At 51.1% G+C, this 24,903-nt stretch carries 20 protein-coding genes; 2 read left to right on the top strand and 18 right to left on the bottom strand.

Annotation, left to right across the window (positions count from 1 at the left end):
* Window positions 1–343 precede the first annotated feature (343 nt).
* The 7 genes from clpB to IMY23_RS10400 all read right to left on the bottom strand — a co-directional run bounded on the left by clpB (window position 344) and on the right by IMY23_RS10400 (window position 8,189).
* Window positions 344–2,962, bottom strand: a complete 2,619-nt coding sequence (gene clpB, locus IMY23_RS10430) for an ATP-dependent chaperone ClpB (protein ID WP_192822026.1) — start codon at window positions 2,960–2,962, stop codon at window positions 344–346.
* 319 nt (window positions 2,963–3,281) lie between these two features.
* Entirely contained in the window at window positions 3,282–3,848 is a 567-nt protein-coding gene (locus IMY23_RS10425; protein ID WP_225986474.1) for a transposase, read from the bottom strand.
* A gap of 147 nt (window positions 3,849–3,995) precedes the next feature.
* Window positions 3,996–4,556 carry a hypothetical protein gene (locus IMY23_RS10420; RefSeq protein ID WP_192822025.1) on the bottom strand — a complete coding sequence of 187 codons (561 nt, stop codon included), beginning with the start codon at window positions 4,554–4,556 and terminating at the stop codon, window positions 3,996–3,998.
* Window positions 4,557–4,651: 95 nt separating this feature from the next.
* Window positions 4,652–5,449 (bottom strand): prohibitin family protein, encoded by a 798-nt coding sequence (locus IMY23_RS10415; protein WP_192822024.1) that lies wholly within the window; start codon window positions 5,447–5,449, stop codon window positions 4,652–4,654.
* Window positions 5,446–5,712 (bottom strand): hypothetical protein, encoded by a 267-nt coding sequence (locus tag IMY23_RS10410; protein ID WP_192822023.1) that lies wholly within the window; start codon window positions 5,710–5,712, stop codon window positions 5,446–5,448. Before IMY23_RS10410 ends, IMY23_RS10415 begins: the two co-directional genes overlap by 4 nt.
* Window positions 5,713–5,781: 69 nt before the next feature.
* Entirely contained in the window at window positions 5,782–6,465 is a 684-nt protein-coding gene (nfi, locus tag IMY23_RS10405) for a deoxyribonuclease V (RefSeq protein ID WP_192822022.1), read from the bottom strand.
* A gap of 968 nt (window positions 6,466–7,433) precedes the next feature.
* Entirely contained in the window at window positions 7,434–8,189 is a 756-nt protein-coding gene (locus IMY23_RS10400) for a hypothetical protein (protein ID WP_192822021.1), read from the bottom strand.
* A gap of 756 nt (window positions 8,190–8,945) precedes the next feature.
* On the opposite strand from IMY23_RS10400, the gene IMY23_RS10395 reads away from it, so the two are divergent.
* Window positions 8,946–11,171, top strand: coding sequence for an NADP-dependent isocitrate dehydrogenase (locus IMY23_RS10395; protein ID WP_192822020.1), 2,226 nt, complete (start codon window positions 8,946–8,948; stop codon window positions 11,169–11,171).
* Window positions 11,172–11,346: 175 nt separating this feature from the next.
* On the opposite strand, the gene IMY23_RS10390 is transcribed toward IMY23_RS10395, so the two are convergent.
* The 6 genes from IMY23_RS10390 to IMY23_RS10365 form a co-directional block, all read right to left on the bottom strand.
* A complete protein-coding gene (locus tag IMY23_RS10390; protein ID WP_370589908.1) occupies window positions 11,347–12,240 on the bottom strand; it encodes an HpaII family restriction endonuclease in 894 nt (297 codons plus the stop codon).
* Window positions 12,241–12,292: 52 nt separating this feature from the next.
* A complete protein-coding gene (locus tag IMY23_RS10385; RefSeq protein ID WP_192822019.1) occupies window positions 12,293–13,060 on the bottom strand; it encodes an HNH endonuclease in 768 nt (255 codons plus the stop codon).
* Entirely contained in the window at window positions 13,044–13,262 is a 219-nt protein-coding gene (locus IMY23_RS10380) for a hypothetical protein (protein ID WP_192822018.1), read from the bottom strand. Before IMY23_RS10380 ends, IMY23_RS10385 begins: the two co-directional genes overlap by 17 nt.
* 38 nt (window positions 13,263–13,300) lie before the next feature.
* On the bottom strand, window positions 13,301–13,726 hold the full coding sequence (locus IMY23_RS10375) for a putative toxin-antitoxin system toxin component, PIN family (RefSeq protein WP_192822017.1): 426 nt from the start codon (window positions 13,724–13,726) through the stop codon (window positions 13,301–13,303).
* Window positions 13,704–13,940: a type II toxin-antitoxin system VapB15 family antitoxin gene (vap15, locus tag IMY23_RS10370; protein ID WP_192822016.1), complete on the bottom strand. Its 237-nt coding sequence runs from the start codon at window positions 13,938–13,940 to the stop codon at window positions 13,704–13,706. Before vap15 ends, IMY23_RS10375 begins: the two co-directional genes overlap by 23 nt.
* A 120-nt stretch (window positions 13,941–14,060) precedes the next feature.
* Window positions 14,061–15,140, bottom strand: coding sequence for a glycoside hydrolase family 3 protein (locus IMY23_RS10365; protein ID WP_192822015.1), 1,080 nt, complete (start codon window positions 15,138–15,140; stop codon window positions 14,061–14,063).
* A 210-nt stretch (window positions 15,141–15,350) separates the two neighbouring features.
* Between IMY23_RS10365 and IMY23_RS10360 the strand changes: the two genes are divergently transcribed.
* A complete protein-coding gene (locus tag IMY23_RS10360) occupies window positions 15,351–16,253 on the top strand; it encodes an NmrA family NAD(P)-binding protein (RefSeq protein ID WP_192822014.1) in 903 nt (300 codons plus the stop codon).
* A 128-nt stretch (window positions 16,254–16,381) separates the two neighbouring features.
* On the opposite strand, the gene IMY23_RS10355 is transcribed toward IMY23_RS10360, so the two are convergent.
* The 5 genes from IMY23_RS10355 to IMY23_RS10335 all read right to left on the bottom strand — a co-directional run bounded on the left by IMY23_RS10355 (window position 16,382) and on the right by IMY23_RS10335 (window position 24,767).
* Window positions 16,382–16,942 (bottom strand): fasciclin domain-containing protein, encoded by a 561-nt coding sequence (locus IMY23_RS10355; RefSeq protein ID WP_192822013.1) that lies wholly within the window; start codon window positions 16,940–16,942, stop codon window positions 16,382–16,384.
* A 404-nt stretch (window positions 16,943–17,346) separates the two neighbouring features.
* Window positions 17,347–18,648 (bottom strand): outer membrane beta-barrel protein, encoded by a 1,302-nt coding sequence (locus IMY23_RS20310; protein ID WP_192822012.1) that lies wholly within the window; start codon window positions 18,646–18,648, stop codon window positions 17,347–17,349.
* A gap of 147 nt (window positions 18,649–18,795) precedes the next feature.
* Window positions 18,796–21,765, bottom strand: coding sequence for a M16 family metallopeptidase (locus IMY23_RS10345; RefSeq protein ID WP_370589843.1), 2,970 nt, complete (start codon window positions 21,763–21,765; stop codon window positions 18,796–18,798).
* A 285-nt stretch (window positions 21,766–22,050) separates the two neighbouring features.
* Window positions 22,051–22,566: a hypothetical protein gene (locus IMY23_RS10340; RefSeq protein ID WP_192822011.1), complete on the bottom strand. Its 516-nt coding sequence runs from the start codon at window positions 22,564–22,566 to the stop codon at window positions 22,051–22,053.
* A gap of 251 nt (window positions 22,567–22,817) precedes the next feature.
* Window positions 22,818–24,767, bottom strand: a complete 1,950-nt coding sequence (locus IMY23_RS10335; protein ID WP_192822010.1) for a DNA polymerase III subunit gamma/tau — start codon at window positions 24,765–24,767, stop codon at window positions 22,818–22,820.
* Window positions 24,768–24,903: the final 136 nt, after the last annotated feature.

The raw sequence follows: 24,903 nt of genomic DNA, 5'->3' as shown, positions 1-24,903 counted from the left end.
GATTTTGCTGGCGCGAGTGTTTAGCGCAGCGGTCACTCGTGTCTACAGATGACGGGTAGTCTCCAGACAACCCTCGCTGCGGAGGCAGCGAAACTACGCATGACTTATAATCACGCAGCATTGCGCAAAAATAGCTTGTGGTTTCCGACGAGTCTGGAGACTCGCGCCAGGGAAATCGGCAGGGAAAATTCCTTTCGTTTTTGGCCTCATTTCCAGAAATGAAGCCGAAAACGCACTTCAAAAAACTCCCCTCTCTGTGGGAGAGGGGCCGGGGGTGAGGTCACAAAAAAAGCGGCCGAAGAATTTCTCCGGCCGCTTTCCAAATTCTAATCACTTTCTAAACTTATCTATCTACCGGCAAATCAAGGTCAATGTTCACGAACTTGATTTCGTTACCTTCCAGCACGGCTTCCACCACGGCGTCTTTCCGAATGTCACCACCCAAGATGGACTTGGACAGCTCGTTCAGAATACGGCGCTGTAGCACGCGCTTCAACGGACGGGCCCCAAACTGCGGGTCGTAGCCCTCGTGGCCCAGGAAGTCCAGGACTTCGTTGGTGGCTTCCAGCCGGATGCCGCTTTCTTCCAGACGGTTCTGGATCTGGCGGAACTGGATGTCCACAATCTTCCGAATTTCCTTGGAACTCAACGGACGGAACATAATCAGCTCGTCAATCCGGTTCAAGAACTCCGGCCGAAGCGTTTTCTTCAAGACCTCAAACACCTCGTCTTTGGTGCGCTCAATGGTGGGCTCGGGGTTCAATTCATCCAAGGTCTGGAAGTTCTCCTGAATGATGTGCGCGCCAATATTAGACGTCATGATGATGATGGTATTCTTGAAGTTGGCCACGCGGCCTTTGTTATCGGTTAACCGACCATCATCCAAGACTTGCAGCAGGATGTTGAATACATCGGGGTGCGCTTTCTCAATCTCGTCCAGCAGAATTACGGAGTACGGTTTGCGGCGAACGGCTTCGGTCAACTGACCACCTTCATCGTAGCCCACGTAGCCCGGAGGTGCGCCCACCAATCGGCTCACAGCGTGGCGTTCCTGGTACTCGCTCATGTCAATGCGCACCATGGCGTTCTCGTCATTGAACAGGAAGTCGGCCAAGGCCTTGGCGAGTTCGGTTTTACCCACACCCGTGGTTCCCAGAAAGATAAACGACCCGATGGGGCGTTTGGGGTCCTGTAACCCGGCCCGGCTGCGGCGCACGGCGTCAGAAATGGCAGCAATGGCTTCTTCCTGACCGGCTACGCGGTTGCCCAATTCAGCTTCCAGGTGCAGCAGTTTTTCACGGTCGCTTTGCAGCATTTTGTTCACCGGTACGCCGGTCCACTTGGCCACCACCTCGGCGATGTCCTCAGACGTCACTTCCTCCTGCAACATGTGCTCGCCTTCCTGCTGTAGTTTAACCTGTTCTTGCAGTTCTTTCAGCTTAGCCTCAGCTTCCTGGATTTTTCCGTACCGAAGTTCCGCCACGCGACCGTAATCGCCGGAGCGCTCGGCTTGGTCGGCTTCCAGTTTGAATTGCTCAATAGCTTCTTTTTCCTTCTGGATGCCTTCAATCACCTGTTTCTCGCTCTGCCATTTGGCTCTGAGGTTATCCCTGATTTCGCTTAAATCAGCGATTTCTTTGCTCAACAGGTTCTCTTTTTCCTTGTCATTTTCCCGCCGGATGGCTTCGCGCTCAATCTCCAGCTGCATGATTTTGCGCTGCACCTCGTCCAGTTCCACGGGCAGAGAATCCATCTCAATTCTAAGCTTAGACGCGGCTTCGTCAATCAGGTCAATGGCTTTGTCTGGCAAGAAACGGTCTGTGATGTAGCGGCTGGAGAGTTCCACCGAGGCAATGATGGCATCATCTTTAATGCGCACGCCGTGGTGCAACTCGTACTTGTCTTTGATACCCCGCAAAATGGAAATGGCATCCGGAATGCTGGGCTCATCTACCGTCACCGCCTGGAACCGACGCTCCATGGCCTTGTCCTTCTCAAAATACTTCTGGTATTCCTTGAGCGTAGTAGCGCCAATGGCATGCAACTCACCACGTGCCAAAGCTGGTTTCAAGAGGTTCGCGGCATCCATGGCACTGTCGCCGCCGGCCCCGGCGCCAATCAAGGTATGAATCTCGTCAATGAACAACACAATATCGCCCTCAGAGTCTACCACTTCTTTAATCACGGCTTTCAGGCGTTCCTCAAACTCGCCTTTGTATTTGGCACCCGCCACCAGCAGACCCATGTCCAGGCTCATGATGGTTTTGGATTTCAGGTTTTCCGGCACGTCACCGGACACGATGCGTTGCGCCAAGCCTTCCACAATAGCGGTTTTACCCACGCCTGGCTCCCCTAAAAGAATAGGGTTGTTTTTGGTGCGGCGGCTCAGAATTTGTAATACGCGTCTGATTTCCTCGTCACGGCCAATTACTGGGTCAATCTTGCCCAGGCGCGCCTGCTCGTTCAAATCAATGGCGTAGCGTTTGAGGGAATTGTATTTGGCTTCGGCGTTTTGGTCGGTTACTTTGGAGTCGCCGCGCAGTTCCTTAATGGCTGCTTTCAGACCTTTCTCGGTAATGCCGTTGTCTTTTAAAAGCGTAGCGGTTTTATCACGTCCGGCCAGCAAACCCAAGAGCAAATGTTCAATGGCCACGTACTCATCGCCGAATTCCTTCAAATACGAGGTGGCTTTCTGCAAGGCGGCCGCCGCGTCATTGCCCAGGTACGGACTTCCGCCCGTCACCACGGGGTAGCCCTTCACAATTTCGTCTAGCCGCGTGTTGAATTGGTTTACGTTCACGCCCAGCTTCTTGAGGTAGAAGTTGGTCACGTTCTCGTCGGTCTGCAGGATGCCCTTCAGCAAGTGCCCCGTCTCAATGGCCTGCTGCTGGTTGCCGCCGGCAATCTCGGTTGCCTTTTGCACGGCCTCCTGTGATTTGATGGTATAGTTGTTAAAGTTCATGGCTTTATCTTGTCTTTCCTGTAGTTGCTGTATTCTCTACGAGGACGATAGCAAAGCAGGTGCCGCGGCGTTTTTGCCCTCCATTTCGGAAATAATGGCAGAAGTAGGGAGGGTGGTATTTAACATAATCAGACAGAATGGCTGGGTTTTTGACGGAGACACTCGTAGAAGCTTCGCACACTACGAGGTCTTTTGAGCAGGCGTTAAAGGGTTTTTCCTGTGTTGTGCTTGTGTTGTTTGTGTTGTGCGTAGAGTTAGCGCTAGCGCTCTACGCACTGCCGTACCGCCAATCTCCAGATTGGCGGTACGGCATAAACCTTCATTCAATGAAAGTAATTGGCACCAACCCGTTCAATCCCGCATAATCGCGGGCACTGCTGTAGAGGTAGTGCTCCGGTTCTTCCACCCAGCCTTCTTTTACCGAGTTTTCATGGATGTACTGCAGCTTCTGGTCCATAAAGTTATTGCTGGTCAGTTCCAGGGCGTGGTTGTTTTGTTGCCAGAACTGGTACGTAGTATTTCGGCTGTTGCTCTTAGCCGCGAATTCAAATTTATCCAACAGCCAATCCCGACGACTTTCTAATAGGGTGCTTTCAATTTCCCGGATGATCTGTTGGGCGGTGTACTTCTTAAAATCTCTAAGAACACCTGCTAGATTGGTGGTTTCTGGGTCTTTGGCAGAAAGAATCAAATGCGCATGGCTGGTCATCAGGCACCACGCGTGGACTTGCAGTCCTTTGTGCTGACAGCAGAACTTCAGGCTTTCTACAAAGACTTCTTTGTATTTGGCCCTGATGAACACGTCTAACCAAAACACCACCGTGCACGTGACAAAATACATGCCCTCTGGGTTGTGCATGTGGTAGGGCCGTGGCTCTTTGGGCATGGTTGAAATGTTCTGCGTGTGAATGTTAATCTACGTTTGGTGCCAATCTGGAGATTGGCTGTCTGGAAGTGCGTAGAGCGCTGGCGCTAACTCTACGCACAGCAAATGCTCAAAAGACCTCGTAGTGTGCGCAGTTCCTACGAGTGTCTACACCACCGGCCCAGCCAACTTTTGCACGATGGTTATTACCATTCTATAGACTTCTTGCAGTTTGGTCATGTCCAGGATGGCTTCGTCTTTGGAGAAGGTAATGAAGGGTGGGGCGTCGGCGTCATCGCTTTCTGTGCCTAGTTTGAGTTCACAGTTGGGGTGCTGCAGCAGGGCGTGCCGGAGGTGTTCATCGGCGAAGAGGGCTTGGAGTGTTTCTGGTTGGTTCGTTTTCACCACAAAGGCCTCGTCCAGTTCTGGGTAGCCCAAGGTCACATCGTCCATCCCGAAGAACTTGCCGATCTCGCTCATCCAGTCTTGTTCATGCAGCACAAACTGAAACGTGGAGGGAGACAGCAGCGGCGCCATGAACGTGGTGGTGGAGAAACCGCTCTCAAAACCGCCGCCCAGGTCAATGTCAATGTCCAGGAAAACCTCGGTGTCGTTGAGGTTCAGTTGCGCGGAGTAGGAGGTGAGGTTCTTGTCGCGGGCGATGTCTAGGGCCACTTGTTGCCAGAGTTCTTCTTCAGAGGTGCAGTTGAATTTTCTGAGAGCTTCCATATAGATTCAAAATGGTGGATGGACCGGCTCTAAACGGCAGCGGCCTCACGTTTTAGACGTAAGGCCGATGGGTTTGGTTGAGTGTCAGAAAAAGTCTACTGCGGAACGTTCTTGAAAAACACCGGCGAGTTGCCGTACAGCGGCGTGGAGCCGTTCCACTTCTCAATGAACTGCTGCTGGATCAAAAGCGGCGTCAAGGTCTGCTGGCGGAGTCGGTTGGCTTCGGCCTCAGCTTGGGCTTCCACAATTTTCTTGCGGGCTTGGGCTTCGGCTACTTTCAATTCGTTTTCTACTTGCATGGCCTGTTGCACGGCGCGGTTTTTCAGGTTCACGGCGCGCACAATCTCTTCGGGGTAGGTGAGGCCGCTGGTCATCTGCTCCAGCTTGAACCCGTCTTTCTGCAGGGCAGAATCCAGGGTACTCTGCACTTCGGCCTCAAACTGCTGGCGCTTGGAGATAATTTCCTCGGTGCTGTATTGATTCAACCTGATTCTGAAGGCGTCTTTCACGTAATTGAGCAGCGTGGTCTGGGCAATCTCCTGAATGGTTTTGCGGTATTTTTTGAAGATAATCGGCGAAGCGCCCGCTTTCACATAGAACGAGATGGTGGGGTCCACGGTGAACACCGAGCCGTCTTTGGCGTTGACCGTGAAGGCGTCATAGTCGCGGGTCTGGATAAAGGTGGGGAACTCGTGCACTTCCTCGGTGAACGGGTTGAACCACACGCGGCCCGTCACCAATGACACGTCCTGCACGCCTTTGTCAGTGCCGTAGAGTTTCACCAGCACGCCTTCATGGCCGGCGTCTACGCGGGTGCAGGACTGGGTGAGCGTTACTCCGATAATCAGTATGAAAAGGCTGGAGAGAATGCTGGTGACAACTTTGCGGTTCATTTTTTTCTGCTGTTTGCGAGGATTAATTTAACGACAAAATAATTAAGCGTCATCAGGAGCACGAGGAACATGACGCCCAGCAATACCGCCGAATCTGACGTGGCCCGGAGCAGGCTCACCACTTCCGTGAACACAAAAATGTCCAATGCGGCCATGGCCAGAAGAATTAACACATGTTTTGCATTCATGCAGAGCTCAATCTTAGTTGTAGGAAGTGGTTTTTGCCGGGTACCTGCAATATCTGCAATCCTGCTGAATTTCAAGCCAACGGCCTAAAAAAGCCCTGAAGATTTTGTCTCTCAGGGCGTTTCTTGTGATTGCTATAGGAATTACTACAGGTTTTTAGCTTCCGCCTTAAAGACCTCGGCGTAATGGTCGGCCAGCCGGGTAGGTTCCGGCAGTTTGTGTTTCACCGCGGTCTGCAGAGCAATGGCGGTGGCCGTTTCCAGGTCCATCAAATGCCCCGGCGACACAAACACGGGCAGTACCTTGTCTTTGGTCCGGAGCACGTTGCCAATGTGTTCGCCTTTCTGCGTGAGCGGGGTAATGCTTCCTTTTTCTAAACTTGGTTCCTCGTATTTGCCCGTCAACACTTTTTTGGCCACGCCCATGGTGGGTTTGTTCAGCAGCACACCCAACTGACTGGCAATGCCCAGCCGGCGCGGGTGCGCAATGCCGTGGCCGTCTACCATGATCAGGTCTGGCGTGTGTTGCAGTTTTCCGTAGGCTTTCACCAGATTAGGCGATTCCCTAAACGCCAGAAACCCCGGGATGTACGGTACCTCCACCGGCGCATAATGCCACACCTTTTCCACCAGCTCCAACTCCGGGAATTTCAGCACCACAAACACCGATAAGATATTTTCGCCGATGAACGAAGAGTCACAACCCGCCAGGTAGTTTAAGTGGAAGTCTGGTTTCTGGAGGATGACCTGCTGGCGCAAGATTTCCTGCTGCTCGGTGAGCGTACGCACCAGTTGCGGGTCGGGTGGGGGAAGGTTTGGGTACCAGGCCATGGGCTTGCGTTTTTGGCTTCGTTTCCAGAAATGAGCCCGAAAACGGTGTTGGAGAGTGTACGCGGTTTTAGGTTTGCTGTTTACATTGTTACGGTCATCCTGAGCCTGTCGAAGGATCTAACGAAGATTTTTGTATTGATTTCCTTTCGTTTACTGCGTCGTTTTTTTGCCGTTGTTGGTGTTCTCACCAACGACTAAGACTGCGGCGCCAGCAGCTTTCCTTCGCCGTTGTTATCACCAACAACCTGAACTGTGGCCTCAACAGCTTTTGTGCATGCCATTTGCTTTCCTTCCAAACCGCCGCTTCATCCTGAGTTCTACAAGACGGCCTATTCCATAGCCGGGCTCCGGGCGCTCACGGCCGCGAGGCCCCGCCTTCCCCTCTCGCGCTGCCCGTCTTGGCCATAGCTGTTCTCTTCTTTTAGCCCCGGCCATACAAGGCCAACCCGCGAGGCGCTCGATGGAAAGGCTGGAATAGGTGACCACCCCCAGCCCCTCCTAAGACAGGAGGGGAGCCTTTCTGTAAATTGCGTTTTCGGGCTCTAAAATGGAAATGGAGGCGAAACTGGAATTCGGTTGCTGGTTGTAGAGACAAGGCACCGCCTTGTCTCTACGGTGGAGGTTCCGATTGCTGTTGCTCAAAAGACCTCGTAGCGTGCGCAGCTCCTACGAGTGTCTCTGCCAATCCCGTTTCTAGGCTCTGGATTGGAAATGGAAGCTAAACTGGAAATTGTGCAGGTGTAGAGACCAGGCACCGCCTTGTCTCCCACGTTTGGCTTTCTTCTGCCTTCGCATGCATAATATTCCCCCTTTGAAGGGGCCATTGGGTAATGTTGACACCAGCAGAGTTTAGCATTCCAGATAACTCCCCTCCTGTCCTAGGAGGGGTTGGGGGTGGTCATGTAACAAAAAGAGCCGCTCTACTTACAGAACGGCTCTTCTCAAATCAAAACTAATTCAAACGCAATTTACGCGCTACAAGGTGTCATCAGGTTAATAAACAACACCTTCCACTGCCCGTCAATCTGCCCGAAGTAGAATTTATAGCCAGAGACGGTATGCAGCACAGATTTAGTCACCAAAGGCAGGGTTTTCTCCACGCGTTGGTTCTCGGCGTCTGGTAAACTGGCGAACTGGTGGATGCGCTGCTGCTGGAATTCTTTGCCGTCGGTCAAGAAGCAGCCGCGTTGGGCGTAGGCATCCCCGTCGCCTTCGCAGTTGATCTTGGGCCAGGTTTTCACCTCTTTCAGCTGGCAGCCTTTGAACAACTCCTTAATGGTGAAAAACGGTTTGTTGAAGTTAGACAGCCGGTGCTTGGCAATGTCAGTGATGTGGTAGAAATTGGGCATGGTGCCGGTGGTCTCAATGGTGTAGAGGCCGCGCTGCGGGTCAATGAATTTGTTGAAAGCGGCGGCGTCCTGGCGCTGGATGGTGGCCTCAAACTGCGTGAAAAAAGCGGCGAAGCTCTGGGTCGTGCTGGCCGTCGGTTTCTTTACTATTTCTTCCTGCACAGCGTTCAGGGTGTCTTTGGCCAGCATGTCGGCTTCGCGCTGCTGTTCCTGGCGCGAGGGGGTGGCCGAGGTTTCTGCGCCCGCCGGTGCGCCCGCTACCGGTGCCGTGGAAACTGTGTCGGTGGCCTGGGTGGTGACCTGGTTGGAACTCTGGGACTGGCAGCTGAAAAAAAGCAGGGCACTGAGGCCCAAAAGCGTGGCGTGTTTTTTCATAGTGGTCTTTTGTACGGGTATTGGTGCTAAGATGGGCGAAAGAAACCAATATCTCAACCCAAACGGCTACTTCTTTTTACCTGGATCGTTCAGTAACAGTCAGTTTCAAGACTGCCCGGCAACACACTTTTCGTCTCCAAAACACGTAAACTTTCTTTCCGTTTTCGGGCTCAATTCCAGAAATGAAGCTGAAAACGGAAGAGTTTTAAACTGGAACCTTGCCCAAATTCTGGCTCGTTCGCTCTCAACGGTTGCTCTCCCACGTTCGCTCTTTCGGATTTCTAAACCAAGGTTCGCTCCTCAGCTCCGCTCTTTCGGATTGATAAATCCGAAAGTACCTCTGTCGGGGATTTGCAATCCCCGTTGTGCTATAAGTTCACCTACCACGGGGATTACAAATCCCAGACAGAGTGATTCGGGGTTACAAATCCCGAATAGCAAGCAAGAAGCGAAAGTTGAAATTGCCATTTTTGGCTCCGTTTCCAGAAATGAGCCCGAAAACGCAAGCCTGCTCGTCTGGATTTCTGCCCTAAGCGTCTGATCAAAGAGAAATGGGTCTATTGGTTTCTGCGCGAGATGGGTTTGGAGGCAAACAGACTAGGAGGAAGAAGACAACAGAAACCAATCAGCAACGTAGGTTCGGGCGTATTGAAAAGACACGTATATTTGCCTTCTGCGCGTCCACGTTTATGGGTGTGCAGGCCAAGGCGTTTTTAATGGAAAATCGCCTCGGCGCAAAACCTAAACCAGAAAGACATGAGCAACACCGCAAAGATTATTTATACCATCACAGATGAGGCCCCGGCGCTGGCCACGCAGTCGTTCCTGCCCATTGTAAAGGCGTTCACCAAGGCAGCAGGCATTGACGTGGAAACCCGCGACATCTCGTTGGCAGGCCGTATTCTGGCCACCTTCCCAGAGAATTTAACAGAAGAACAACGGCAAGCCGATGACCTGGCAGAACTGGGCGAACTGGCTAAAACGCCAGAGGCGAACATCATCAAATTACCGAACATCTCTGCCTCGGTTCCGCAGTTGACGCAGGCTATCAAAGAACTGCAGGCGCAGGGCTACAACATTCCAGATTATCCGGCCACGCCGAAAGATGATGCTGAGACCGAAATCAAGAGCCGCTACGCCAAAGTGTTGGGCAGCGCCGTGAACCCGGTTCTGCGCGAGGGCAACTCTGACCGCCGCGTGGCCGATGCCGTGAAGCAGTACGCCCGCAAGAACCCGCATTCCATGGGTGCGTGGTCTGCTGATTCTAAGTCGCACGTGGCCCACATGACCGAAGGCGATTTCTACGGCAGTGAGCAGTCGGTGACCGTGGAGCAGGCCGGTGCCGTGAAAATTGAGTTCGTGGCCGAAGACGGCAGCACCAAAACCCTGAAAGAAAACATCTCTCTGAAAGCCGGCGAAGTGATTGATTCATCAGTGATGAGCAAAAAAGCGTTGCGCGCGTTCCTTGAGAAAGAGATTGCTGATGCCAAGGCGCAAGGTGTGCTGTTCTCCTTGCACCTAAAAGCCACCATGATGAAGGTGTCTGACCCTATTATGTTCGGGCATGCCGTGACGGTGTTCTTCAAAGACGTGTTCACCAAGCACGCCGAAACGCTGAAGCAATTGGGCGTGGACGTAAACAACGGCCTGGGAGATCTTTATGGTAAAATCCAGACCTTGCCGGCTGACCAACGCGCCACCATTGAAGCCGATATTCAGGCGGTGTATGACAATGCGCCGGCCATGGCCATGGTAGATTCAGACAAAGGCATCACCAACCTGCACTTCCCCAATGACGTGATTATTGACGCGTCTATGCCGGCCGCTATCCGGACCTCTGGCAAGATGTGGGGAACTGATGGCAAGGCGCATGACACCAAATTCATCATTCCAGACCGCAGCTACGCCGGTATTTACCAGGAGATTATTGATTTCTGCAAAGAGAACGGCGCCTTTAACCCCAAAACTATGGGCACCGTGCCGAACATCGGGTTGATGGCGCAGAAAGCCGAGGAATACGGTTCGCATGACAAGACGTTCCAGATGACCGGCCGCGGTACTGTGCGCGTGGTAGATGCTTCTGGCACGGCGTTAATGGAGCAGAAAGTGGAGGAAGGCGATATCTTCAGAATGTGCCAAACCAAAGACCTGCCTATCCAGGACTGGGTGAAACTGGCCGTGACCCGCGCCCGCATTACCGGTGCCCCCGCTATTTTCTGGCTAGACCCGCAGCGCCCGCATGATGCCAACCTAATCAAAAAAGTAGAGCGTTACCTGCAAGACCATGACACCAACGGCCTGGACATCCAGATCATGTCGCCGGTGAAAGCTATTAGATACACGTCTGAGCGCGCTATTGCCGGAAAGGACACCATCTCGGTGACCGGGAACGTGCTGCGTGATTACCTCACAGACCTTTTCCCGATTATTGAACTGGGCACCAGCGCCAAAATGCTTTCTATTGTGCCCTTGCTAGACGGCGGCGGGCTGTTTGAAACCGGTGCCGGTGGTTCCGCGCCGAAGCACGTGCAGCAGTTCCAGGAAGAAAACTACCTGCGTTGGGATTCACTGGGTGAGTTCCTGGCCCTGGCTGTTTCTTTGGAAGACCTGGCCTACAAAACCAAAAACGACAAAGCCGCCGTGCTCGCCGAAGCCCTGAACCAAGCCAACGCTGAGTTCCTGGAGAAAGACAAATCGCCGGCCCGTAAAGTAGGCGGCATTGACAACCGAGGTAGCCACTTCTACCTGGCGCTTTACTGGGCCCAAGCCCTGGCCGAGCAAACCAAGAACGAGGAGCTGAAAACCCGCTTCACTGACTTGGCCAATAGCTTAACGGAGAACGAGGAGAAGATTGTACAGGAGCAGATTGCCGAGCAAGGCAAGCCCGTAGACATGGGCGGTTACTTCCACCCTGACTTCGAGAAAGTAGCGGTGGCCATGCGCCCAAGTGCTACGTTGAATGGGTTTATTGACCAGTTCTAGGAGGAGAAAGTTTTGTAAACAGGAAAGGCTGTCTGAGAAATCAGGCAGCCTTTCCTTTTGTTGGTGGCGTAAACGTGTTTTTGGCCTCAAAGTTGTAAATAGAAGTAAAACTAAAGCAATTGTATTGCCAGGGCAATTGTGCCGCGGGCTGTGGCACAAATTCAGATGCTTTTGTTTACTTAAACCTCACTTGCAGATTGAGTTTAAAATAATATTCTCCAGCCTCTTTATAGATTACGCCGAAGTCGTGGCGGGTACTGCTGGCCGTGTCAAGCCTTGTATTTGCGAATAAATAGTCCTCAAACTCATTTTTGTTGTAAATATGGTAGCATACTATTTCGCCGTCTGCCTTTACAATTAAATAACCACCTGTAGCATCATATTGACCCGTCCAGACCTTAGAGGGCATCATGCCTAAGGCAATATCAGTAAGAAACCGCTTTATCTTGTAACTGTAAAACAGGTGTTTGTCAGAAATATCAAAGTCTAGCGGGTTCTGTGTTTCAGTTATCTTTACTAAATCTGCTGTGTTTGAATGACTTGATGTATAAAAATGAAATAATACGCTAGCAAGAATCTGAGGCAATAAACTATCAATAAGAATAAGATTGTTGCCGAAAATAGTGCGTTGGGTTTTTACAAATGAAAATAGACCGCCCTTAGAAGTAATTGCTGAAATGCGGTCTTTAATCTTACTTTTTGTGGAAATGCTGTTAATGTCATCTATTTCCTTCTGGCTGAATGCTGCGCCAGTTATCTTGTATATAAAATTGGTAGTCTCACCAGCGTTTAAGAGGGTGGAGGGATTGCCTAATTGAGATTTAATGCTGAAGCCTAAAGATGGTTGAAGTCCTGTTCTTTGGTCATGCACCACAATGGTTATATCTGTTTTAGCAGAAGAACTTGCCTTTAATGAAAGACAGTTTATGTCTTTCATAAATTGCTCTATTTCTGGCACTGGAAAAACGCCTGGGGTATTTCTAATCTTCTTTAATAAAAAGCCTGCGCGTAATTTAAATTCTGAAATTGGAATACGTAATATCTCTTCATTGCCTGAAACTACTACAATATTATCTTCAATGGGGTATTCAAAGCTTCCATTGTCTTCTGTGTGAAGAATTTTATTTTTTGAATTTATTTTGGTAATGATAATCCAAAAATTCTTTTGAGGGAAGGAATTTGTCGGGTAGGTTAATGGATAGGCCTTCGTATTTTAAAAAGAAATCTAAAACGGATTTGTCAGTTTTGAAATCATTAAAATACTTTGAAGTCATAACTTTATAATCAGGGGTGACAGTAATATAACCTTTATCAAACGCTTTATCGTGAATTGAGTTCAGACACAATCCATTGCGTGGGTTTAATCTATTCTTTTTATCTTCTGACCACGGAATAATATGGCTTGAAACTAAAAAGTCTGTTATGGATAATTCTGTGATGCAGCATTTTAAATTGTATGATGATAAAACTGTTGAACGAAAGAAGCTTTGGTTTACCCTTTGCTTGATTATTGCTTCTCTTTCTTTGCCAATAGGAAATTCAATTGTTTCAACATCTATTGTGTCTTCAATTGCCTTGTTCTGAAATCTTGCAATCAGTAATTCGCTTTCGTATGCCAGCTTGTCCCAATTACCATGAAATTCATTCCAAATAGTTTCTTCTAGTTTGCCTCCATTAGATAATCCTACTATTCCTTGGCTTCTTAATTCAGGGTCTAATCTTCCAAAGTTACCAATTTTCATGTTTAATGCGGAGGGAGAGCGGCCAATGATATTGGCATATTTAATTATAGTTGGATTAGTTTTGCTGCTTTTCTTAAATTGGATTTTACAATAAACGTTGAAAGCGATTATTGTTTCGTCTCTTGTCCAGTTATTTTCTTTTTTCATTATCTAAGTCAATTACCTCAAGATTAGAAACGCAATAATCAGATAAAATTTCATCTAAAAGGTTTTTAGTGAAATCAGAACTTCCTACTAGTATTGTTCTGAAAACTTCAACTCTATCATCTGCATATAATTCATTTAATTTTTCATTATCACGAAAGAATTTCATGAAATCATCTCTTGTTATTTTATGATAATTTTCCATGTATTGATTATCTTGTAAGATATTAGTTGCCTCGAATTTTAAGATATTTCCAAGACTACTTCAAACTCCTTTGGTGAAATGATTTTGGCAGTTTTAAACTTCCCAAGTTCAAGCAAGTCATTATCTCCTGTTATCAGATAATGTGCGTTAGAAGCGTCAATTAAATCGAGCAGGAAGCTGTCTTTAAGGTCTCTCTCTAAGGTATGGGTTGGAGTTGCGTTATAACGTGTGCCAATGGTGTCAAGCAAATCTAATAGCTCTACCACTGCGTTCTGTGGGAAATATTTCTGAAGTTTAGGACGCGAAGTGACCAACTTAATTTCTGTCAACAATTGGTCAGATAGGATTAGATGAATATTTCCGTTGGCAATAAGGGAAGTGATAGATTTTAACCGCTTGCCAATCAAAAAGCTAATCCAAATATTGGTATCAAAAATGACTTTAAACTTTCCTTGAATTGGCATAAAGCTCTTGTCTTACCGATTCTACTTCTTGGTTTACATCTTCTATAGAAAGGTCTTCTGCTTTGAAGGTAGAAAGCAGTTTCTGGAGCTTCGTGTAAATGCCTTCTTTCTCCAATTCTTTGGAGAGTTTTATTTTCTGGCTTTTAGGTAACTGGCGCACCAAGTCCAGAATTTGGTTAAAACTCAATGCTATGTTATAAGATTCTGATTTCATAACGCTTAGGTTTACTAATCAAATATACGAAAAACTGAGGTGAAAGGAATTAGGAATTACTGTTTTCGGTCTCGTTTCCTAAAAAGAAGCCGAAAACAGAAATGCCATCCTCAACCGCTTCTACCAGCGATTCTTCATCTTCATAATCCTTCCATAAGCTTCCTCAATCCTACTTTCAGGGATTTTCTTTTCCTGCACCAGTTCCAGAATCATGGCCACCAGGGTACTGCCAGACACGGGTGCTTCACCAGCGATGTTGCCAGAGAACAGCAGCACATCCACGCCGGCGTTGATGGCGCGTTCCAGGGCTTCTTTGAGGCCGTATTCCGCGCTGATGGCTTTCATGTGCAGGTCGTCTGAGAAGATGACGCCGTCAAATTTCCGGTCTTTCCGGAGCAGCGTGGTCATGACTTTTTTAGAGAGCGTGGCGGGCAGTTTGCCTTCATCTAAGGTGGTGTTGACAATGTGCGCCGTCATCACGCCCTGTACCAACCCTTGCTTGATCAGGCGGCGGTACGGTTCCAGTTCACTAGGTTTCCAGGTGCGGCTGACATCGGTGAGACCCAGGTGTGAGTCCTCGGTGGAGCTGCCGTGGCCGGGGAAGTGCTTCATGACCGTGTGTACCTTGAAGTAGTTGTGGGCTTTAATCACCTGGGCCGCGTGTTTGATGATGATGTCGGGGTCTATGGAATAGGTGCGTTCGCGGGAGCCCAGCACGGGGTTGGTAGGGGCGTAGACATCCAGCACCGGCGCGAAATTGATGGTAATCCCCAACCGTGACAGCGTGTAGGCGGTGTTGTCGGCGTAGAATTTGGTGCTGTCCAGGTTATTCAGTTGCCCCAGGTACTGCGCCGAGGGCATGCGCGGAAACCCGTATTTCTCTTTCAGGCGGTTCACCACGCCGCCTTCTTGGGTAATGGACACCAGCAAGGGAACCGGCGCGGCTTTCTGGTAGTTACTGATCAGGTTCTTCAGGTTCTCGGCCGCGTTAGTAGGGGTGAGGTGCCGTTCATACAGCGTAATGCCGCCAATCTTACCCTGCTTTATGTCCTGGTAAAAGGCGCTGGTGGTGTCGGCTATGGTGCCCGGAACGCCAATCATCAGCATCTGCCCAATTTTTTCTTCCAGTGTCACTGGTTTCTGCGCGAAAGACAGCCAAGGGGCCAAGCAGAGCAATAAACCCAACCAAATTGTTTTCATAGAGAAAATGCTATCGTTGACGTGCGCCACAGGATAGATGCCAGGGAAGTTACAGCGCAGTAGAAGTGAATTGTGGGTTACGCCAGCTTTCCGTTTTCGGGCTCATTTCCTGAAACGAAGCCAATAACGGGAATTATAGGAGCATTTAGGTCATAGCCTACAACCTTTTACCTGTCTACAGGTTATTCCTCAGAACCAAGCCGCTTCCCCATGTCTACCACTTCTGCCACTATTATTCTTGCCGGGGCCACCGGTGACCTGGGCCGCCGCATTGCCCGTTTCCTGAAACAACGGGGAGCCCATGTGCGCGCGCTGGTTCGACCGGGCACCGAGGCTAGTCGGCTGGCGCCTTTGCATACCATGGGCGTGACGGTGGTGGAAGTAGATTTCAACAATGCAGCGGCTCTTGCCAAAGCCTGTGAGGGCGGAACCTGCGTGGTCTCTGCCTTGTCGGGATTGCGGGAAGTGATGATTGACGCGCAGACGCAACTCCTGAACGCGGCGGTAGCGGCAAGCGTACCAAAGTTTATTCCCTCAGATTTCTCCATTGATTTCACCAAACTGCCGCGCGGCCAAAACCGGAACCTGGATTTCAGAAAGGAGTTCCAGCAAATTCTGGACAAAGCCCCCATTCAGGCCACGTCTGTGTTGAACGGCATGTTCGCTGATTTGCTCACGGGGCAGGCGCCTATTGTGCTGCAGGGCATCTCCCGCATCATGTTTTACGGCAACCCAGACCAGCCGCTGGACTTCACTACCATTGAGAACACCGCTGAATTTACCGCCGCCGCGGCGCTGGACCCTACCACGCCTCGGTTTTTGCGCATAGCCGGCGACGTGCTTACCGCCAGAGGTTTACAAGCCGCCGCCAGCCAGGCCCTGGGCAAGCCATTTAAATTATTTAGGGTTGGCGGTTTGGGGGTGTTAAAGGGATTAATTACCGCCACCAAAACGCTGGCACCCGCCAAAGGAGAAGTGTTCCCGGCCTGGCAAGGCATGCAATACATGTATGATATGTTCACTGGTCTGCCCAAGCTTTCGCCGCTTGACAATGACCGCTACCCAGACATCACCTTCACGCCCGTGCACCAGGTTTTGGCCACCAAAGAGTAAAACGTCAGAACCACTTTGGCAGGTAATTTCTGTTTTCGGGCTCATTTCCAGAAACGGGGTCAAAAACGCAAAAAGGGCCGATGCTTTCTTAGAAAGCATCGGCCCTTTTTGCGTTACCTCACTAGGTATTACTTAGTAGGTGGCATTATTACTTTGTCAATTACGTGCACCACGCCGTTAGAGGCAGCCACATCGGCCATGGTCACGGAGGCGTCATTGATCATCACGCTTGAACCGTTCAGCATCACTTTAGCGGTGGCGCCGTTAAGGGTTTTGGGCATCATGTTGTTGGTTAAATCTGTTGACATCACCTTGCCTTCTACCACGTGGTACATCAAAAGGTCTACCAACATCTGCTTGTTTTCTGGCTTTAACAGGTTCTCCAAGGTGCCGGCGGGCAACGCGGCGAAGGCCTCATTGGTGGGCGCGAACACAGTGAACGGACCTTCGCCTTGCAGGGCACCTACCAGGTCAGCGGCTTTCACGGCCTGCACCAAGGTAGAAAGAGAAGGCGTTTCCATGGCCAGGGTCACAATGTCTTTGGCGTCAGAGGCCATGGCGTTGTCTGTAGTAGTGACAGAATCTGTGACCATGGTTTCAGTGGTGGTGGTGGTCTCTGTGGTTTCCTCTTTAGAAGAACAGCCGAATAAGAACGCGGCAGACAGTGCAAAAATGATTAATCTTTTCATTGGTTTTTTTGTAGTTGGTTGAAAATCAAAAGGTAAACCACGGCGGGGCGGCATTGTTTCTTTTTATTTTTCCATAGCCCCAAGAAAGTTCCAAGCCAAGCCAGTTGCCACCTTCTTCTCAATGTTGAATACGGCGTTTGCGCCCTGACAGAGCCGTTCTGGTAAAGGTTGGTCACCAGATTTTTACCTGAAATTTATTCTGAGAAACTTCAGAAATATGAACCGTCTCTGGTTTTGGTGTCTGTAAAACTCAGAAATAGAGGGCGTCTTGCCGCCGAAGAAGAAGGGAGAGATGGCACGTAAGCCAGAACAGGCACTTGGTTTCCCAACTGAAATCTGGGGTGTCAAAGATTTTCCGTTTTCGGGCTCATTTCCAGAAACGAAGCCGAAAACGCACTTACCTTTTATGGCCTTGCCGCGTTCATTGCTAAAAGAAGTAGCATGGCAGCAATTTTATGGGAAGGTGCCAGGCTGTGCGAAAAGGAATCGCCACGTTCAACGCGAGTTTCCAGGCTGAATTTCTTGTACGTAACCCCAGCCCCCAGCGCCAAAGCCAATTCCACCTGCTGGTAAACGCCCAGTGGCGTAGGTTCCCAGTAAGTCTCCCGGGTGGTGAAGTCAAAGGTGGTGCGCACGCTCTGGAATTCCTGCACATCAAATATGTAATTGACTGCAAACCCAGCATTCACATACGGCCTTACCGGCGTGTCCAGGAATTGGTACCGCAACATAGAGGTGAGCCCTGCGCTTTTCACGTCAAACTCTGTGTAATAGTGGCGGGTTTCATACGCAAAGGGTAAGTGTTCCTCAAAACTGCCGGTGGCTTTAAAACTCTTTAAAAGCAACTCATTGTAAAAAGACCATTTCTGCCGGTTCTGCGGAATAATGATGTTCAGGGCCAAGCCCACGTTCAAGCTTGGGCCACCTTGAAAAGGCGTGTGCTGCAAAGATGGAGTTTCAGGCGTGTCAAAGTCCACGTAGGTCAGAGATGTGCCGCCCAACAGGCCAAAGGCCAGCGTCAGGTTTTTGGCGGCTCCTTCATAGCCTTGGTTTTGGGTGCAGGCATTATATGCCTTGAACGCAGCACGTAAGTCTGAAATATTGTATTTGGCGAACGTAAGCTGCTTCACCACCGCGGGGCACGCTTCAAAATAGGATTTCAACTGAGCTTGGAACCTGTTGTCAGTGATGAACAGCGCCTTGCCGGTGAGCGGATCTTGCTGCAGGGTGTAGCGTACGTCTAGCTCCACAGGGATGTCTGCGTTGGTCTGGTAATAGAAGTAGTCGCGGTTGCCGTTGTTGAGGTAGAGCAGGTTGGCCGCGCCGCGCACCAGCACCCGCAGGAAAACGGTGTCTGTGGTCGTGACCCCGGTGTTTCCCAGGCGCAGTGCCTCAAGGTCTTTGGGCGAGTTGTTGCGCGTGACCACCCGGCCTTCATAAATGTCTCCGGTAGACAAGCCAAAGCTTTTGATCTCAGCGGGCCGGAACGTGGCAGCCTCGCCGGCGGCGGTGATTTTGTACTCAATCTGCCTGGGGTTCTGGTTCCAGCCCTTGTCATTGATAAAGCACTGAATGGTGTCATTGGCCGTGGTCACAAAATAACCTTTAATGAAATTCTTCTGCGCCGCCACTGGCAACGAAAAAATCAGCAGGGTTGGCAATATCAGGGCAACAACTAAAACGCTACGCAGCAAGAAAACGGTCACAGGTTGATTCTTTGGGGAAGGTGAAAAAAAGAGAGCCTGAGCCTTTGCCAGCGCTTTTCTGGTTTGGGCTTCATTTCAGAAATGTAGCCCAAAAACGCAAAAGGAGCAACCGCTAGGCTGCTCCTTTTCTTTCTTGACAACTGAATACTAGTACCCAAACAGCTCTTTCAAGGTCAACTGTTTCACGGTGCCGTACTTGGCCAGTTCCTTGAAATTGAGCCGATCCTTGGACCCGATGACCAGAATAGTTTGGTTCTGGCCTTTCACAAACTGCTGCTGAAACGTCTTTATCTGATCCAGGGTGATCGCGTCCAGGCTTTCATAGATGTCGCGCCGCAGGTCATGCTCTACGCCCAGTTTGCGGGCTTGCTCATAGTTGAACAAGATGCCCACTTTGTTGATGCGCTCCGTGGCGATGCTGTTGCGCACCGAGGCCTTCGCGTTGGTGAAGTTGGTCTCCGCCAGGGGCAACTCATTCAGGAGTTCCTGCATGCCGGCCATGGCCTCGGGGAGTTTGTCGCTCTGCGTACCGATGTACGACATGATGTAGTTGGCCTGGTTTTTCTTGCTGGCGTTGTTGAACCTGGAGCTGGCGCTGTAAGCCAAAGCCCGGGATTCTCTGAGTTCCTGGAACACAATGGCGCCCATGCCGCCGTCAAAATATTCGTTGTACAGCCTGATGGTGGGCACCAGTTTCGGGTCATAGTTCAGAGATTTGGTCAGGAAGAGCAGTTCGGCCTGCACCATTTTATAATCGGTCCAGAGCACCTGGCGCTTGTTGATGTCCAGTTCCTTGAAGGCATTCTCCGCTGGAACCGGTTTTAAGCTAGCCGGAACATGATGCCCCGTGTTCAAGGTAGCCGAAATGGCCTGCAACTCCCGAGGGCCATAATACAACACGCGGTGCTGGTACGTAGGAATGCTCTTGATGCGGGAAATCAACTCAGCGGGTTTGATTTTCTTCAGTTCCTGTTCGCTGAGAATGTGCGTGAACGGGTTTTTGGGGCCGTATTTGGCGTAGTTCACCATGGCCACGCTGTGGATGATGTTCTTGTTCAGCTTCGCGTCTTTGCGGTCTTTCAAGATGCCGGCCACCATATCATTCAGGGCTTTTTGGTCGGCTTTGGGGTTTTGCAGCAGGCTTTCAAACAAGGCCAGGCCCTGCTCTAAATTGGCATCTAACCCGGTCAAGGACACATACACCTGGTCTTGGCCCGAGGACACGTTGAACGAGCAGCCAATCTTGAAAAACTCCTTCTGCAGTTCCTCGGCGGTGAATTTATCGGTGCCCAGGTATTTGAGGTAATCCACGGCCAGGCCCAGTTTCAGGTCATTGTTGGTGCCCATGTCCAGGAGGTAGTACAGGTTGAAAAGGCCGTTTTCCTGGTTTTTGGTGTAATAGATGGGTATTCCGGCCTTGAGCGTGCCCTGCTGAATGTCTTTCTGATAGTCCAGAAACTGCGGCTTGAGGTCAGACACGGTTTTGCCGGCCACTTGCTTGTAGTAGTCAGACTGCGCCTCGCGGTTGGCAGGCACAGGCGTGATGGTGGGTTTGTCCACTTTCTGGGCGGTGGGGTCTTGGCCGATGCGCTTGTAGATGATGGCGTAGTTGTTGGCGTAGTAGCGGTTGGCCACGTCCATCACGTCTTGCTTGGTGATGCGGTCGAAGGCTTCATCCTGCTTCAGGTACTCGGCCCAGTCCTGGCGCGCCAGAAAGGCATCTACGAAGGCGGTGCCGCGGGCGGCGTTGCTTTCATAAGCCTGCATCTTGCTGATTTTGTTCTTGTTCACGATGGCCGGAATGAGCCAATCTTCAAAAGCTCCTTTCTTCACCATCTCAATCTGCTGCAACAACAAGTCTTTCACCTGGTCAAGCGTCTGTCCCTGCCGCGGGTTCCCGCTCAGGAAATGGGCGCTGTAATCATTGTAAATCTCCGCGAACGAACCTGCGCCCAGGGCGGCCTGCTTCTGGTTAATGTTCAAATCTATCAAGCCGGCCTGACCGTTGCTCAGAATCTGATTGATCATGCGCAGCACCAACGCGTCTTTGCTCTTGATGCCTGGCAGGCGGTAGGCCATCAGCACCATCTCAGCCTCAGGCCCTAGAATTTCTTTGACCACGGGGGCAGCCATAGGTTTTTCCTGCGGGGCATGGTACACCGGCTCGGGTCCTTTTTTCCAGCGCCCAAAATGCTCGTTAATCGTTTTAATGGTCTGGTCGAAATCCAAATCACCGCTCATGGCAATGGCCATGTTGTTGGGCACGTAGTAGGTATCAAAATACTTCTTGATCTCGGTGATGGACGGGTTTTTGAGGTGCTCCACAGTGCCGATGGTGGTCTGCGTGCCGTACTGGTGCGTGGGGAAAAGCGCTTCAAACGCGGCCTCAAAGGCTTTGTTCTGGTCAGAGTCCAGCGACCGGTTTTTCTCTTCATACACGGCCTCCAGCTCGGTGTGGAACAGGCGGGGCACCATCACGCCCAGGCGCTCAGATTCCAGCATGGCCCATTTGTCTAGTTGGTTGCTCGGGATGTCGCCGTAATAGATGGTTTGTTCCACCCAGGTGCTGGCGTTGGAATTCTTCATGCCCATGGCCGCCACCAGTTTGTCATATTCATTGGGCACCGCATACTTGGCCGCCACGCCCGAGATAGAGTCAATCTGGTGGTAGGTTTTCTGGCGCTGGGCCTGGTCTTTCTGGGTGCGGTACAGCTCATACAGCGCCTCAATCTTGTCCAGCTCTACTTTCTCTTTTTCCCAGTCAATAGTGCCCAACCGGCTGGAGCCTTTGAACGCCATATGCTCCAGGTAATGCGCCAGCCCTGTGGCATTGGCCGGGTCATTCTTGCTGCCCGCGCGCACCGCAATGTAGGTCTGAATGCGCGGCGCGTTGTCATACTGCGTGAGGTACACCGTTAAGCCGTTGTCCAAGGTATAGATGCGGGCCTTGAGCGGGTCATTGGGAACGGTGGTATAGGTGAATTCTTTTTGGGCCGGGACTGTGGTGGGCGTGGCAGCAGTTGGTTGCGTTTGCGCTGTCTGCGGCGGCGTGCTGGTCTTGCACTGGGTCAGCAGCACCGCTGATGCCATATACAGGGGGAGGAATCTTCTTTTCACGGGAAGGTTTGTGTTAGGTCTGATAACCAAAGATAAGGATTCTGGCGGTTTTGTGCCGCAATTCCCTCTCCCACTGGGAGAGGGTTAGGGTGAGGGAGTTTCCCTGCCTCAAGGTGCGCAAACGGCCTACACTTGCGGTAGTTAAATCGAAACGTAGAGACAAGGCACTGCCTTGTCTCTACCACGCATACCAGATTTCTCCCCTCTCTGTGGGAGAGGGGCCGGGGGTGAGGTCCTTCCGTTTTCGGGCTCATTTTCAGAAACGAGGCCAAAAACGGAAAATGACTACAACGGTCGGGTGGTGTCCTCGGCGGGAATGTTGAGTTGTTTGGCTAACAACTGGAGCGTTTTATGGGCATCGGCTTTGTTATCGGTGCGGAGCTCATAGTCCGGAGCTTCTGCCTGCGAGTACAGCGAAATGGTGAACCAGGAAATGAGTGGCTTGGGTTCTTCCCCATCATGCACATGGCCGTGGTCATTTGGGCCGGGGCCGAGGTTGGAGCTGAGCACCACGCGCCGGAAAGCCGGCAGCGGCGCCCACTTGCCGGTCTTGAACCAAAACATGCTCAGGTATTCGCGCACGCGCTGTTTCTTAAAATCTAGTTGGAAACCGTGGTGCGTGCTCTGGAACAACACGCCCAACAAAAACAACAACGCACCCACGCTCAGCATCTGCACTTTGTCAGCGGCAGACCAAAACACTGAACCGCCTAGTATAATACCTGCTGGTACCAGCAAATACCCCAGAAAGCTGATGCTCCCAAAAAAAGAATCGGTTTTACGGTCAAACACGTGGGGCATGGTTTTTTTGGTAATAGACGATGACTGAAGTAACGCGAACCGCTAGCAGAGGTTATTTAGAAGGCAAAACTGGCAATGTAACTATTTCTCCTCCTTTGTCATCCTGAAAGGATCTCGCTAGCAAACTAGACAGACTTTTGCCAAACGTTTTCATGGCTTGCTCACTAGATTTTTCCAAGAGGACAAAGTGGGTGGTTTCTATGGACGGCCTGCGTAAATGTTACAACTTTTCTGCGGCGGCTGTACAGCAATTAAAAATCTGTATCTAGCCCCAGGCGGGTTTTCAGGTCTTTGAGCACGGGGTATTGTTCCGCCAGGTAATTGTACTTGTCTTGGGTGGTGTAGAGCTTTCGGCCGTTTTCCTGCTGCACCACGTCAATGCGCACCTGCAGGCGGTTGTGGTTCAGGCCCTGGCGCAGATACGCCATGAACTCTGGTTTGAAGCTGTTGAACTCGGCTACCTGCACATCATTCTCCACGTTGAGCTGAATCTCGGCTTTCTCGGCGTCAAAATGCCATTCGCGGTTCAGGATGGTGTATTCCAGGGTGCGGTCTGTGTTCTTGATGCGGTCTACGTAGAGCTTCCAGAGGCGTTCCAGTTTCTCAGCGTTGATGGGCGGGAGGGAGCCGGGCACGTAGTCTTCGGTTTCCTCTTCCAGCACTTCCACCGCCGGGGCCGCCGATGCCGCTACTTTCTCCTCCAGGTTCTTGAAGCTGGGCAGCTTAGAGGCTTTCTTTCCCGCCAGCGGCGAAGAAATAGGCCGTGACGGCGCCAGCATGGCCGGGGCTGGTTTCGGTTCTTCAGAAGGGACTAACGAAGGCGCTTCTTCGGGATATTCGTCAGAGAAAATGGGGTCTTCGCCGGCGTCCATGTCAGCGGGCGCGGTGTTGTGGTGCGTTTCCGGGCTCTGTTCCGCAAATGAAGCTAAAACTGGCGCTTCCTTGGTAGGTGCCGTGCCTAGATTTGGAGCTGAACTAGCTTGCGGTGCTGGTTGCGGCGGCGCCGAAGAAACAGCGGATGGCGCTGCGGGGGCTGCTACGCCGGAACTTCCATTAGTTTTTTTTTTGACGTCCCCGGTGAGAGAGACGTCTGAGGCCAGTTGCAGGGCGTGGGGCAAATGCGCCAGCTTCATGAGCAGCAGTTCCACGTGCAGCCGTTGGTTTTTGGCCGCCTTGAAGTTCTGGTCACAGCTTCCCACCAGGTTCAACCCCGAGAGCAGGAAACTCAAACTGGCTTCCTGGGCCTGTTTGGCGTACTGACTCTTGATGTTCTCAGATACTTGCAGCAAAGCTACCGTCACGGTGTCTTTGCACACCAGCAAACTCCGGAAATGGTCACCGATGCCCAAGACGAAATTATGCGAGTCAAATCCGTTTTTCAGGATTTCATCATACAGCAACAGCGCGCCGCTCAGGTTCTGGGTAAGCAAAAAATCAGTGAGCCGGAAATAATAGTCATAGTCCAGAATGTGCAGGTTCTGCACGGTGGCCTTGTAGGTGAGGTGGTTGCCCGAGAACGTCACCATCTGGTCAAAAATAGACAGGGCATCACGCAGGGCACCATCGGCTTTCTGGGAGATCAGGTGCAGGGCGTCGTCCTCGGCGGTGATTTCCTCTTTGGCGGCAATGCGGCCCAGGTGCTGCACCATGTCTTCAATCCTGATTCGGTTAAAATCAAAGATCTGGCAACGGGATAATATGGTGGGGATGATCTTGTGGCGCTCGGTGGTGGCCAGAATGAAAATGGCGTAAGCGGGCGGCTCTTCCAGGGTTTTCAGAAACGCGTTGAACGCCGAGTTGGAGAGCATGTGCACCTCATCTATGATGTAGATTTTGTACTTGCCCGTCTGGGGGGCGTAGCGCACCTGCTCCACCAGGTTCCGGATGTCTTCTACCGAGTTGTTGGAGGCCGCATCCAGCTCATGCACGTTGAACGAGCTGTTGTTGTTGAAGCTCTTGCAGGAGTCGCACACGTCACAGGCCTCAGTTTCTGGAGTAATGTTCTGGCAGTTGATGGTCTTGGCCAGAATACGCGCGCAGGTGGTCTTGCCCACGCCCCGCGGGCCGCAGAACAGGAAGGCCTGGGCCAAATGGTTGCTGCTAATCGCGTTTTTGAGGGTAGTGGTAATGTGGTGCTGTCCCACCACGCTGTCAAAGGTGGTAGGGCGGTATTTCCGGGCCGAAACAACAAAATTCTCCATCGCTCTACAAAGTTACTCTATTCTGGTTTGTTTGCGCAACGGAAAAAAGACACGGCGTGCAGGTTCTTGGTTAAGTGCAAGGAGAAAGGCGTTTTAAGGCCCGTTTCTGAAAATGAGCCCCAAAACGAAATCAAGA

Origin of the sequence: Rufibacter sp. LB8, from assembly GCF_014876185.1 — a bacterium.
Taxonomy (GTDB): domain Bacteria; phylum Bacteroidota; class Bacteroidia; order Cytophagales; family Hymenobacteraceae; genus Nibribacter.
This window is presented reverse-complemented; position numbering and strand designations above follow the sequence as displayed.